The organism is Streptomyces sp. NPDC101151, assembly GCF_044768335.1.
GTDB lineage: Bacteria > Actinomycetota > Actinomycetes > Streptomycetales > Streptomycetaceae > Streptomyces.
On the sequence record NZ_JBIWPP010000061.1, the window covers coordinates 16,577 to 30,257 of the forward strand.

The following is a 13,681-nucleotide window of genomic DNA, read 5'->3' on the forward strand; positions in this document are numbered from 1 at the left end:
ACATGATGAAGCTTCTCCTCACCGACTCCGGTATCAAGAACGTGAGCATCCAGGATGCGTTGGTCGACCTCCTGGGTAAGCCGATCGCCGAGTCCAGTGCCCTGTGCATTCCCACCGCGGGGTATGGGGGCCCCGGCGCCGATCCGGGCGGGCCGTGGCGGTTCATCTGCGGACGATCTCCCAGCCCCATGACCGAGCTGGGGTGGAAGTCGGTGGGCGTGCTGGAGCTCACCGCGCTGCCCAGCATCGACGAAGCGCGCTGGGTCTCCTGGGTCCGGAAGGCCGACGTTCTGCTGGTCAATGGCGGTGACGCTCTGTATCTGTGCCACTGGATGCGGGAGTCCGGGCTGGCTGGACTCCTTCCGTCGCTGCCCGACACGGTCTATGTGGGACTCAGCGCCGGGAGCTTGGTGATGACCCCCCGCGTCGGGGAGGACTTCGTGGGCTGGAAGCCCCGCGCCGGCGGGGACAGCGCGCTGGGCGTGGTTGATTTTTCGATCTTCCCGCACCTGGATCATCCGGCTTGTCCGGAGAACACCATGGCCGAGGCAGATCGATGGGCAGCCCAGATCGCGGGTCCGGCGTATGCGATCGACGAGCAGACCGCCATCAAGGTGGTCAACGGCGCCGTCGAAGTGGTCTCCGAGGGCCACTGGAAGTTGTTCAACCCGACCTCATGAAGCGTTCTTCCGGAGTGACAGAGCCAGTGGCTACGAGTTTGGCTGCGTACGCCACCTACCACGAGGGGACGGAGGACCGGCAGACCGGCAAGCACCTGTGGACTCCCTCCCGGCGCCGGCGGAGAGTCCCTCGCCTGCGGCGTCCTGCAGCGCGGCACGGACGCGGACAAATCATCCTCTGCGGCTCGAACTTCGACCGTGCGATCCGCCCCGGAGACGCCAACTGACCGCGCCGCCGACCGCGTGCAGTAACGTGCTGGCGTGTCCATGCCTCCTCCACCTCAGCGGCCGCACTACCCGTACGGTCAGCCATCGCCTCAGCCGCCGGGCCCGTACGGTCCCGCTCCCTACGGGCCGCAGCCCGGGCCAGTTGGGCCGTACGGCCAGCAACCGCCCGTCGCACCGCAGTACGGAGCTGGATTCCCCCAGCAGCCCTACGCCTGGGGGGTGCCTCCGGTGGCTTCCGGGCGTTCGCCGAGGCGGCGGATCGGCATGGTCATCGCAGTCCTGGTTGCCGGGTTCACCGCGATCGGGGTAACGCTTGCGCTGGTCGGAGTGAAGTTCGACGGCGGATACCCAGATGCCAACTACGCCCTGACACAGCCCAAAACCCTCCTCGACGGCCGCTACAAGTTCTCCAAGAACCTTTCCGACACCAGCGGCCAACGAATCGAGAAGGAAGCGAACACCGACTGGGACGTCAGGGACCCGCGAGGCGTGGTCGGCCTGTACACCCTGGACGGTGATGCCGCCAAGGGCACCCTGAGCGTCTCCGGTATGGATGGCCGGTTCAAGAACGTCGACTCGATACGCCGCAGGATGATGACGCCCGTAACCGAAGACGACAAGGAGGATGTGGCCGAGTCGGCGCAGGACTTCACCCCGGACGGCGCGGGCATCACGGTCAGCTGCGAGGTGATCAGCTCCGAGAGGACCGGTACGGCGATGACCTACCCGCTGTGCGCCTGGGCGGACGACAACACGGCAGCCTGCGTGGCCCTGATCACCTCGGCAAGCATGGGTCAGGACCCCTCCGATGTCGACCTGGAGGCCGCTGCCAGGACCACGGTCCAGGTCCGTTCCGAAACACGGAAGGCGATCAAGTAGCCGCCGGCCGGATTGGTCCTCGCCGCCAGGTGCGCCCGCAAGGGCGATGCCCTGCGGGACTAGAAGCAGCCAACTCGCCTGCGTGGCAACGGATCTGTGACCGGTATCCCCTCTGGCTCAACCCCATCGTCGCCGGATCCTTCCTGGACCGGCTCATCAACACCAGCACAAGTCATCATGAACGGACCCAGCTACCGCCCCAACAAGGGGCCGAGAAACCCCACCGACAAGACCAAGTAGGGAAAACCGGTGGACGTCGTCGGGATACTGCCGTCAGTCGGCCGACGCGTCGCCGGATGGAGATCCTCTCTGGGATCCACCGTCGACGGACGTCCTCGACCTGGACTGGGCGCCATTCCTTCTCGAAAGGGTCTGCGAGCTGGGCGGTCTCGATGACGCCCATCGGAATGCTCTTCGACAGGCTCTTGACGGTGACACTGGCAGCGACCTGGCCTTCCTCAACACGTATCCGCATGCCATCGGCCCCTTCGGATCAGCCCCTACGGCCGTCTCTGCAGCTCAAGTGGCTCGCGTCGCGGTGACCGTCACCCCCCCCGTTGAGCGAACAGCCGGGTTGCATTGCCTGTCCCAGCGCCGATCTCCAGGGCAGTCCGGACGGGATGGCCCGCGTATGCCATCACCATGTCGAACAGCTCCTTGGGATGCCCCGGCCGGAACCATTCGCATCCTTCCGCCACCACTCCGAAGCCCCGCGCGCGACCAGACATGCCGAGCATCCTGGTCCTGGAGCGGTTCCCCGCCGGAGAACCCCGCGGGTCCTGGCCGGCGGAAGAGTACGCCTCCGCGCGGCGCGCCCGAGGCACCAATGCTCACGCTGTGATGGACCTGCCCAGTGATCAGTATCTCGTGATCATCGACACCACACCTGAGCAGAGCCGAAACCCCGGAGAGCCGCGCCCGCCGTCCCCGGACAGACGCGGCGCTCCACTTCACCAGGGAGCTTCGGAAGCCCATCGGGGAATCCGCCCTTTCCGAGGCCCAGGCCCCACCCCGAGTGGAGTGCAGCAGCGTTGACAGCACGGCGCTGTAGCCACGCGCCCGGACTCTCCCCTGGCACCAGGTCGCGTCGAAGCGTCCCACGGCAGCTATTACGGCGTAATAGCAGGCAGTGCTCCCCGGCAGCTGGCCTCTCGGAGCTCGTGCCTTGCTCCCTTGCCCGGGACGCTCGGGAGTGCACGCGCTCGCGTCGCCTGTTGGGCTTTGACGATGTGCTGCCTCTGCTTCTGGCCTTTTGTGCCCTGGCCACCTGCATTCTCGGCGTCGTGGTTCTTCACAGAGCAGTCCCGCGCCGTTTCCCTGTGCCAGAGTGCGGTGAGGGACCGTCGCAACCGAATCACGGACCAGGGGGCGTGGTAGGGGTACGTAGGCTGCTGTCGTTTTCGGATGCGTTGGCGCTGTTGGGTTGCGATCCACCTGCTGTCGCCATGCTGGACCGGGCTCGGGGCGGGGCGCTCAACTTCGCGACGGGTGGTGTCGGGGACGGGCTCGTGCGGATCGCGGACGCCCGCGGCAGCGTGCTGGCGCTGGGCCGGGGCGCCGTGCGAGGCCTCGGGCGGTGCCTGGGCCGAGCGGAGGGTCGTGCCGAGCGTCCCGAGTTGCTGCAAGCCGCCCACACGGTGATCGTCGTCCTCGCCTGGTTCCAAGCGCTGGAGGAACTGCACTTGCCCGTCCGCCTGGCGGACTTGCAGCTGACCCGCCGCGAACAGCTCGCCCTCGCCAGCGCATCGCACGCGGCAGAGCGCGGAGCCGCATTCGCCCGCTTGCTCGCCGCCACTGACGCTCCGTGCCCCGCGCCTCACCGGCCCTTCGAGGCTGTCACGGGCGAGCTGCGACGCTGGTACGAGGGCCTGTCCGGCCGGTTTCTCGACTTCGCTGAGGGACTGCATGTCTGGGTATCGCAGACGGAGACGGCACGGGAGGAGGCTCGGAGGGCGATCCGGGCCGAGCTGCCCGGCGAGGCAGTCCGGCACTACGAGTCCTTGTATGCCCAGCTCGCGCAAGCAGCCCCGGAGTTCGGGTATTGGACGACTCAGATCGAGCATCGGGCAACCCGGGCCGAGGTGCGCCGCTCGCTTCGGGGAGTGACCGAGCTGCTGGCCGACCTGGCGAGGACAGGACGTCCCCCTATGGACGTTGCCGCATCTCTGGCCCGATCGTCCGAGGCCGCACCGTCCCGCCCCGTCCTGGACGCCTCGTCCGGACCAGAAGGCATCCGCGTACCGATGCTGGGAGAGATGTACCTGGACCCGGACTTCCGGGTACGCGAGGTGGCTGGTGCCGGCGGGCCAGCCACCGAGTCGTGGTGGGAGGAGGCCCCGTTACGCCACGATCTCACCGGCTACCTCGCCGGAGCCCTGACGTACGCGGGAGCGGCTGGAGCGCCGCTCCTCGTGCTGGGGCAGCCGGGGGCGGGAAAGTCCGTGCTGACGCGCGTCCTCGCCTCCCGGCTCCCCTCCGCTGGCTTCCTGCCTGTTCGCGTGCCATTGCGGGACGTACGTGCCGAGGACGACCTGCAGGACCAGATCGAGCAGGCCGTGCGCACCGCGACCGGGGAACGGGCGTCCTGGCCAGAGCTGGTCCGCTCGGCCGGGGGAGCTGTGCCCGTCCTGCTCTTCGACGGGTTCGACGAACTGTTGCAGACCACCGGAGTCCACCACAGTGACTTCCTCATCCGCGTCGCGCGCCTCCAGCAGCGTGAGGCGGAACAGGGCCGGCCCATCCGCGCCCTCGTCACCAGCCGCATTGCTGTCGCCGACCGGGCCCGCTATCCCGAGGGCCTTGTCGCCCTGCGCCTGGAACCGTTTCGTCCCGAGCAGATCCGACACTGGCTCGTGCTGTGGAACGAGGCCAACGCCGACCGTTTCGCTGCCCGTGGGCTGCGACCGCTGGACTGGGTGGCCGTCGAACGACACCAGGCCCTCGCCGCGCAGCCGCTGCTGCTGACGATGCTGGCGCTGTACGACGCCGCCGACAACGCTCTGCTGCGCGACAGTGACAGCCCGCTCGACGAGGCCGAGCTGTACGAGGAACTACTCACCTCCTTCGCCCGCCGTGAGATCGACAAGACTGTCCCCGCCGCCGCACAGGATGAGGAGGCGCGGGCCCGCGCCGAACGGGAGCTGCAACGGCTCTCCCTGGTCGCCTTCGCCCTGCACAACCGCCGCCGCCAGTGGGTGTCGGCCGCTGAACTCGACGAAGATCTCGCCGCGCTCATGGGCCGGGCCTCGGCCCAGGCTTCCGGGTTCCGTACTCCGCTCGGAGCCGCTGAAGTGGCTCTCGCTCGCTTCTTCTTCGTCCAGCGCGCCCAGTCCGTGCGGGACGGGCGCGTGCTGGCCACCTACGAGTTCCTGCACGCCACCTTCGGCGAGTATCTGGTCGTACGCCTATCTCTGCACGTGCTCACGAGCCTGCTGGCGCCCCGCCCCTCCCTGTCCATGGCCGAGAGCAGCATCGATGACGATCTCGCGTACACACTGCTCTCTTACGCGCCACTGTCTTCTCGGCAGATGCTGCGGTTCGCCGGATCGATGGTGCGCCGGATCCGGCCCGACGAGCGCAGTCGGCTGGCGGCCCTCCTCATCGCCGTCCTGCAGCAACATGGGAAGCGCACGCATGAGCCCCATAGCGCCTACCGGCCATCCCGCTTCCCTGCCTCACCTGGGCTGAGGACCTCGGCCCGGCACGGCATCTACGGAGCCAACCTGGTCCTGGTGATCCTCCTCCTGAAGGGCCGTGTCTCCTCCGGTGAGCTGTTCCCGACCTGGAGCGACCATGCCAGCGCATGGCACCGCCACGTCCTGCTGTGGCGTTCCGCGTTCGATGAGGAACAGTGGACCGACTTCGGCCTCTCCACCGGGCACGCATGGAACGAGACTGGAAGGGAGCTGGGGATATCTCTCCGGGAGGGCGCCGTGAATCCGCCGGAGCCGTTGGACATGAACTGGCTGTACCGCAACCCCGAGGGGAACGACGGCCGGGGCTGGTCCCGATCGTACTGGGACGAAATCCAGCACAAGATGGACGTGTCCGGCGGCACGAACGACGGCGTCGTTCGGCACGCCATGGACCCGGTCTTCGCATGGCTCGGACCAGCCGTCACAACCTTCCTCACCTCACCAGGTGGTCCGGCCACCTCCCTGGCGCACGATGTGCTGAAACTGTTGCTTGGTGCAGGAGAGCTGCCACCCGGCGAAGAGGAGGCCGTGCGCACCCGGGTGCTGCGCGCCCTCGACCATGTTTCACCCGAGGTGCGGACACGCGTACGGCGACTGCTGGCCCAGCGCCAGTGCCTGTCCCCGGGGACCGGCCCTTGAGGCACCAGAGACTCCCACACCCGGTCTCATGTCCACGCGCGGCTATTACGGCGTACGAGGCCGCGCCCCCGATCCACATGTGGCGAGGATTTGCTCGCACCCGTTCCGGCTGCACTGGCGTGACGACGAGCGGGAGCGTCGTCACGCTCCGGACTACTTCGTCCGCTGCGTGGACGGCTCGGCAGCGGCCGTCGATGTCCGTGCGGACGAGCGGATCGAACCGAAGGACGCCGAAGCGTTCGAGGTGACGCGCCCGGTGCGTGCTCAGGCCGGGTGGAGGTTCGAGCGTCTGGGGACGCCGGGTGCGGTATTGCTGGCGAATGTCAGGTGGCTGTCGCGCTACCGGCACCCACGGTATCTGCACGTCGCGGCCGCGGGTCGGCTCCGGGAGGTCTTCGCGACGCCGGGTTTGGTCCAGTGGGCTGAGCAGTACTTCTCCACCCACAAGTTGGTTGCCTACCACCGCAGCAGGCGGATCGTGACGCGGTCTTTCCCCGCGAAACCACCGCGCCAGCCCGGTGAAGCCGACGCGGAAGCACTGCGGAGCCCGCTCTACCTCTCCCACCGGTACTGAGTAGCGATCTCACTGAGCTTCGACAACTGCCAGCCGGAGCCCCACGAAGGTGGGGTCCTCTACCCGTCAAGCGGGAGGCGATAGACGGTCGACTGCCTGGTACGGAAGCCGAGACGCTCATAGAGCCGGTTCGCTGCCGCACGATCCGGCCGGGAGGTGAGATCCACCGTTCGGGCACCCGACTCCCGAGAAATCCGCAGAGCCTCCTGGGTGAGAAGACCAGCGACTCCCTGGCCTCGCGCCGCACCGTCAACGACCACGTCTTCGATGCGGGCGTGCAAACTCACCCAACCCAGTCACGCAGGTCAGCGATGTGCAGGCGACGGGCGAGTCCATCGAGCTCATCGATCCGACCAATGGCTGTCCGGCGTCCCTGCTCGTTCGGGCCCCGGCGCATCGCTCCCTCGCGGCTTCCTACGAGCGCCCGCCACCTCGCCGGCAGCGGATCCCACGGCGACTGATTCACGACGCCGGGGAGTGGGCAACGAGGGCAGCGTCGTCCAGGCGTTCGTGACGGGGTTGTACGACTCGGACGCGTTCACGCGCCCGTTCTTCCCCGGTCATCGCAGTCTCCGATCGCCGCGACGCGCCCGAACCCCATGTGGCCCGGCTCAGGCGCCTTCACACCACGGTGCTGAGCAGCAGAAGACAGGCCAAGGACGTGAGAGAGAGCAGAGTGTGGGACACCGTCCAGGTCCGGAGCGTCCCACTGATCGACGTGCCGAAATACTCCTTGGCCATCCAGAAAGCCGCGTCGTTGACGTGACCCGCGAAGGCTGCGCCCGACCCCAGCGCCAGGGCGAGCAGTGACGCCTGAGAGGATGCCAGGCCGTGCGAAAGAGGGCCGACGATGCCGGCGGCGGTGATGGTCGCAATCGTGCCGGAACCAACGATGGTCCGCATCAATGCGGCGACAAGCCAGGCAAGGAGGAGCAGCGGGATGTGCAGGTGGCCTGCCGCCTGGGTGACAGCTCTGTCGACACCGGTGTCCTGCAGGGCTTGCGAGTAGCCCCCACCGGCGCCGACGATCACGATGACCCCCGCGACGGGTGCGAAGCTCCTGGCCAGGGATGCTTGAACGTGGCGCCGGCTGAATCCGAGCGCATACCCGAAAGTGATCAGCGACACGAATACCGTGACCAGCAGCGCGATCATCGGGGTGCCCAGAAACTCCACGACGGCGAACAGCGTGCCGCCGTGGGACATCGGAATACTGTCGAAGACGGCCTTGAGCGTCATCAGCACAATGGGAAGCAGGATTGTGCCGAGAGTGGCCGGAAGGCTCGGCATCCGGTAGGGGGCTGCCCCTTTGGCATGCCCCGTATCGGAGTCGGTGCCTGCTGCGCCGTTCCGGTGGTGCAAGTCGGTGGTGAAGGCGGCAGTGGCGGAGTCGGGCACATGGGCCGGCACACGGGGCCAGATGTAGGCGGTGAACAGGGGGCCGACAACGATGGCGCAAGGCACGGCTACGAGGAGCCCGTAGAGCATGGTGAGACCGATGGACGCGTGCACCGCCTGGATCGCGATCAGTGGTCCCGGATGTGGGGGGACCAGCGCGTGCACCGTGGCCAGACCGGCCACGACCGGCATGCCCACCCGCAGCACCGGGTACTGAATCTGCTTCGCCAGTTGCAGTACCAAAGGCATCAGCATCACGAAGCCGACCTCGAAGAACATCGGCAGACCGATAAGGGCAGCGACCAGAGTGACCGCCCACGGCAGCCGTTCTGGCCGCACCATGCGGGTCAAGGTGTTGACGACCTGCTCGATGCCACCGGAGTCGGCCAGCATGCGGCCCAAAATCGCGCCCAGAATGATGAGTACGCCCACCGAACCGGTAATGAGGCCCAGCCCGCTCGTGAAGGAGACGATGGCCTTTTGGGCGGACTGCCCGGCCAGCAGCGAGACGGTCAGCGAACTCACCGTCAGAGCCAGGAAGGCGTGGATCTTCAGCCAGCTGATGAGTAGGACGACGATGGCGATGGACACGCCCACCACCACCAGCAGCCACGTGTCTTCAGAGGTCCAGGTTCGATCCGCCGACAACAGCCCGGCCGCTGAGCACACCATCCAGTGGTCTCCGTTCCCATTCCCCGCTGTGTCTGGAGCGCGGGCTCCGGGGCAGGATGACGGACCGCCCGGTCGCGGATGGACAACCTGACAAACCACACCACACTGAGCGCGCACCAGCCCGATGCAACGAGGACACGGCTGCCGTGATCACTCGATCAGCGCGATCCATGACAGATACCGAGCTGATCACCCACCCGTCGGCGGTGATGTCTCGTGGACGGTTCCGCCCGTGGTGTTCCGCTTCACAGGAAGAGCCGACCAGCCCAGAGCTGTCCTGCAGCCATCGAGTTGCTTGCCCAGCCGGCTCCGGCCGCGACGCACCGCCGCAGGAAGCCGGACACCTGCCCCACCGCGTAGGAGCTGTTCGGGCGATCATGTCATCGCTGCCTGGAACCAGAGCCGTCGGGCTCCGGGCTCATGCCTGGGTCGTAGCGGCGCTGCCGGCCGTGCCCGGCGGCTGTATGCGGACGGTGGTCGCCGTTCGCGCCGGGCGGGCGGCCCGGCCGGTGGCATGCCTGCGGTGGGCCGGCCGGATGTGGATCGTATCCGCTGCGCAGCCCCTTGCGTTCCTGCTGCGCCCTCGTATACCGATAGCCCTGCTGTGCACGGCGGTGAGGGGGTCGGCGGTGGGCGGCGGTGTCGTCGGGCGCCGCGGTGACCGGGGCTCGGTCGCGTAGTCCGGGGCGGGCGCGCGGGACGGTGTCGGGGGCCGGGTGGGCAGTGGCCGTGCCCGCCGGGCCGGTTCTCGCGTGGCGGGCGTAGCGGGCGTGGCCTGTGGGCGGGGCCGGTGGGCTTGTCGTTCCGTTGGTACCGCGGGCTTGCCGGGCCGGGGCGGACGGATGGATGGGGGCGGGCGCTTTCGGCTTCAGGCGATCAGTGCGGGTTCGGCGGCGCATGAGGCCCAGCCGGAGGGCACGACGAGGACTGGTGCTGCCGCGTAGCGCAGGCAGTACTTGTCGGTCGAGGGACGCAGCCAGGAGAATCCCTGCCGGTAGCGCAGGCCGACCACGAGCAGGTCATGCGGACCGTTGGCCAGGTTGGCCAGGACCGGTCCCAGAAAGCCTTTTTCCACTCGGCGTTCCACCGTGAGGTCGTCGGGAAGGCCGGCGCGCTCGCAGGCACTCTCGAGCATGGTCACCGCCGACGCCTTCTGAAAGGCGTCCAGTTGGGGGCAGGGATAGGTGCGCTCGGCGATGTCGCCCCCGAACGGGCTCCAGACGGCCACGGCCACCAGGACGGCATTGCGTCGGCGGGCTTCCTCGGCCGCGCACTGGAGTGCCGCCATGCTTCCCTCCTGGTTGTCGACGCCGACGATGACGCGTGCGTGGTGGTCGTTTCGTTCGTTTCGCATGACACTCTCGCTTCACCTGCTGGGTGGGCTCAAACCTTGCTGTCACGACGCTAGGACTGCCGTGGGCCGCGGCAGGTCCCCCGGACGGCGGAGCGGGTGGGGGAACGCTCTGTGGTCCGTCGCCTGCGACCGTGGTGGCACGGACCTCGGGCCGTGCCGGTCATCAGCCCCGGTCCGGAGGCGGCCGGTGTCACACGCTACGTCGGCCTGGACCGCGCCGTGCCGGGCAGATCAGCCGCCCTGTGAGGCGGTTGCGGCGTGTACTTCGAGGACCTGGATGGCCACCTCAGACACGCCCCGGCCGGGCCCTGCGCGCTTCGCCGACCGTCGGCTCGTCGGCTCGTCCGCACATCGGCTAGTCGGGCCGGGGGGATACCTCTGCGATCGTTTCGGGCCCCGAGCCCCGAGCCCCGAGCCCCGAGCCCCGGGGCCCGGCTCCGGGGAGGAGGGCCGCGGTGCCTGGCGATCAGGCATGACCGTATGACGTACAACCGGGACGGCGAGCTATCTGATCGTCAAGGCGTGCGCTGGTGGCACGGGGTGTCGTCCGGCTCGTCCCACCAACGTGCGGATTCCGGGTCGCCGGACGGGCTGTCCCACGACAGGTCGTCGGGGCCGCGCCGGTTGGCGATCACGGCGGCGACAGGCTGGATCACCATCGCGAGCGCGCACAGGCCGGCCGCCGTGGCCGGCGACCAGAGGCGTGCCATGCCCCAGGCCGGGACGAAGAGCGCGACACACATCCCCATCAGGGTGAAGTACATGTGACGGCGTCGTGTGTAGGTGCCCGTGGAGCAGGCCGGGCGGGGGGGCCTCGCCCCGCGGGCCGTTGAGGCCGGCTGTTCTTGACCCGGGCCCGGAGGGGGCTGGGCGAAAGCCCACCTGCCGGCGGCGGGGTTGCCGGCTCGGCGGGACAGGGGACCTCGACGACGCCCTCGCGGTAGCCGACCCCGAACCCCCCGACTCCTCAAGCCGTACAGGCGCGGTACCTGCGCACAGAACCGATTCGTGTCTGTGTGAGGGTCGCCCGCGCCGGGGAAGCTGCCCGTGCTGAGGGCCCCGGCCTCGGCGATCAGGCTGACGTGCCGGTGCGTCAGGCCTCTGCTGCAGCCCACGCCTTCGACGTCGGACGGGCGCGTTCCGTTGATGAGATGGTGTTCACTCACGCGTGGATCCGCCTTCCGAAAGAGGGGGTGCACGAGGGCGGTGCGAGCGGTCGCTTGGCGTCCCGGCTGTGGCGCACCTGCCCCCACGCAGGCCGAAGAGCGCCGATGCACGCGCACGGTCTTGGCCGGCACGCCGCGGTCATCATGTCGGCGCCGCCCCGCCGCCAGCAGTCTGGCAGCAGGGTGGCGACCTTGGTGTCACGGCGGCCTTCACGATCCTCGCCGCTTGGTGGCGGTCTTGGACCCGTCCGCCGTCATTCAGCTCGCCGTGCGCGGCGGCATGTGGCACGTGCTGTCGTCGACCATCTTCAGGTGCGACTGGATGATTGGGCGGGCTGCTTCGGCGTAGGCCTTGACTTGGCTGTTGTGCGCGTTCGCGATCTCGTGGTCGATCGTGGCCAGAACCTCCTTGTGACCCTGGTACATCATCTTCAGCCAGGCTGTGTCGTACGCCGGTGTGTGTGCCTTGAGGGCTACGGGAGCGAACATCTTCTGGTCGGCTCTGGTCGGGCCGCCCGGGAGCTGGACGCCCAGGGAATGCGCGAGCGGCTTGAGTTTTTCCTCGAGCTGCGTGTGATTCTCCTGCAGGACGCGGCCCGCCCGCTGGACGCATTCGGTTGTCGCGCCTTTCTGAGCGTTGCTTCCCGCCGCGATCTCACTGACGTTGACATTGGCCATGAACTCTACGAAGTTCTTGGCATTATGCGTGTTTGACGGGGCACCGCTGTCCGCGGACGCGACCCCCGCCGATATCCCCACCGCAGACAAGGCGACCAGAGCCGCCGACACCGACCGATTGAGCTGCTTCATTTCTGACAATCCTTTCGAGAGCCACGGGCACGGACAGCAGCTGTCGATCCGGGTGTGCCACGCCTTGCGGGTGCGGTGTCCGGGGCTGGTGACGCGCTTGCATGTCCTGGCCCTTCAGGCTTTCGCGTGCCCCCCGAACCCGCTGTCGTCCACTCGGAGGGTCGCCTGGGGGAATCCTCCTTTCCGGTTGGGGGACACGGCCCTCATCCGTCAGCGGACAGCCGTGCCCTGGCGGTGCGAGGAAGCTGGTCCCCGTGTGCTCATGCCATCGTTCGGCGCGAGAAGGCCGCCCGCACGTCGCGAAGCCACACGAGACCAAGGGACTTCCGCTTCCAGGCGTCGGACGGCTCAGGGGAGGATGAGGGCCCCGACAGGTTATAGACAAGATCACCGAATCGCGGGACCGGCATCTCCTGTGCCGCGAGGGCGACATGGAGTCTTTTCCCAAGCCGACGACGCGGGGAAGATGCCGACAGCGGGGTGTGCGAAGAGGACGAGCTCCTGGTAGACGGTTTCCCAACCAAGATCAGCACGTCTCCGGGAACTACGTGCGTGCTTGCCTTTCCGGATCCGGCCCACGATCTGACCGCCGTCCGTACTCGCGGCCTGTCGGGTCGGACTCGTTTGCCACCAGGGCCCGGTTGCCGTCCATCGTTCAGCAAGCCACCACGTCTTCCGGCGACCACTCCTGTCGCACACCCGCCCCTTGTCGTCGAGCTTCAGGCGTTCACCCGATCAGCCCAACAAGGCGTCCCACCGGGAGGAAACGGCGTTCCCTGGATGGACCGGCCGAGCCGGTCGAGCGACGGTACGACGAGGGTGTCCCCTTCGCGGAGGTAGTCGCGAGCCTTCCGGAGTTCCTCGCGCTCGGCGTTCTTGCCGGAGTTCTGGTCGGCGAAGATCCGGATGCACCCGGCTTCGGTGAGGGCGTGAATCTGCCGGTTGAGTGACTGCCTCTGATGGCGTCCCGCTTGGTGGTGTAGGCGATCGAGGTGTGGGTGTGCGCGGGTGTCTGCCCGGGGCGCACGCCTGATGGGGGTGGCCGCTCCCTGACCAAGGGGTGGGCCATCGTGCAACTCTCCCTGCTAAAACGCCAGTTCAAGCGATGGGAGTGCACGATGGCCCTGTCCCAGGATGACTTACTGCGGTTGCTTCGGTCACTACGTTCGTCCGATGGAATTGAGCTGGTCCGCAGGGTGGCCGAGCGGATGCTGCAGGAACTGATCGAGGCCGAGACTGCCGCGCACATCGGGGCCGAGTGGAACGAGCACTCCGCCTCGCGGACGGCGTTCCGCAACGGGCACCGCGACAAGACCCTGACCACGCAGGCCGGTGACCTGGAGCTGGAGATCCCCAAGCTGCGCACCGGCAGTTTCTTCCCCAGCCTGCTCGAGCGCAGGCGCCGCATCGACCAGGCCCTCTACGCCGTGATCATGGAAGCCTACGTCCACGGGGTTTCCACCCGCTCGGTCGACGACCTGGTCAAGGCCTTGGGCGGGGACAGCGGGATATCCAAGAGCGAGGTCTCCCGGATCTGCGGCGAGCTGGACGAGCCGCTGACCGCCTTTCGCACCCGGCCCCTGGAC

Annotated in this window: 9 protein-coding genes and 2 pseudogenes; 5 read left to right on the forward strand and 6 right to left on the reverse strand. The window is 68.0% G+C overall.

All coding sequences use genetic code 11. The features are described from left to right. Positions 1–5: 5 nt before the first annotated feature. The 4 genes from ACIRU3_RS44805 to ACIRU3_RS44820 all read left to right on the forward strand — a co-directional run bounded on the left by ACIRU3_RS44805 (position 6) and on the right by ACIRU3_RS44820 (position 6,695). On the forward strand, positions 6–680 hold the full coding sequence (locus tag ACIRU3_RS44805; protein WP_404069789.1) for a Type 1 glutamine amidotransferase-like domain-containing protein: 675 nt from the start codon (positions 6–8) through the stop codon (positions 678–680). A gap of 492 nt (positions 681–1,172) precedes the next feature. Continuing rightward, a complete protein-coding gene (locus ACIRU3_RS44810) occupies positions 1,173–1,787 on the forward strand; it encodes a hypothetical protein (protein WP_404069771.1) in 615 nt (204 codons plus the stop codon). 1,370 nt (positions 1,788–3,157) lie between these two features. Beyond that, on the forward strand, positions 3,158–6,121 hold the full coding sequence (locus tag ACIRU3_RS44815; protein ID WP_404069773.1) for an NACHT domain-containing protein: 2,964 nt from the start codon (positions 3,158–3,160) through the stop codon (positions 6,119–6,121). Positions 6,122–6,149: 28 nt separating this feature from the next. After that, a complete protein-coding gene (locus ACIRU3_RS44820; protein ID WP_404069775.1) occupies positions 6,150–6,695 on the forward strand; it encodes a TnsA-like heteromeric transposase endonuclease subunit in 546 nt (181 codons plus the stop codon). A 59-nt stretch (positions 6,696–6,754) separates the two neighbouring features. Here the strand turns inward: ACIRU3_RS44820 and ACIRU3_RS44825 are convergent. From ACIRU3_RS44825 to ACIRU3_RS44850, 6 genes and pseudogenes are all read right to left on the reverse strand, one after another. Next, a pseudogene (locus tag ACIRU3_RS44825) lies at positions 6,755–6,976 on the reverse strand (GNAT family N-acetyltransferase); the annotation flags it as partial. Between the two features lie 340 nt (positions 6,977–7,316). Beyond that, entirely contained in the window at positions 7,317–8,765 is a 1,449-nt protein-coding gene (locus tag ACIRU3_RS44830; protein WP_404069777.1) for a gluconate:H+ symporter, read from the reverse strand. An 868-nt stretch (positions 8,766–9,633) separates the two neighbouring features. Beyond that, the gene (locus tag ACIRU3_RS44835; protein WP_404069779.1) at positions 9,634–10,119 is read right to left on the reverse strand and encodes a universal stress protein; all 486 of its coding nucleotides are present in this window, start codon (positions 10,117–10,119) and stop codon (positions 9,634–9,636) included. Positions 10,120–10,634: 515 nt separating this feature from the next. Then, a pseudogene (locus ACIRU3_RS44840) lies at positions 10,635–10,901 on the reverse strand (DUF3099 domain-containing protein); the annotation flags it as partial. A gap of 642 nt (positions 10,902–11,543) precedes the next feature. Beyond that, positions 11,544–12,095, reverse strand: a complete 552-nt coding sequence (locus ACIRU3_RS44845) for a DUF4142 domain-containing protein (RefSeq protein ID WP_404069781.1) — start codon at positions 12,093–12,095, stop codon at positions 11,544–11,546. 719 nt (positions 12,096–12,814) lie between these two features. After that, positions 12,815–13,171, reverse strand: a complete 357-nt coding sequence (locus ACIRU3_RS44850) for a recombinase family protein (protein ID WP_404069783.1) — start codon at positions 13,169–13,171, stop codon at positions 12,815–12,817. A gap of 42 nt (positions 13,172–13,213) precedes the next feature. Between ACIRU3_RS44850 and ACIRU3_RS44855 the strand changes: the two genes are divergently transcribed. Then, on the forward strand, positions 13,214–13,681 hold a 468-nt coding region (locus ACIRU3_RS44855), incomplete at its 3' end, for a transposase (RefSeq protein ID WP_404069785.1).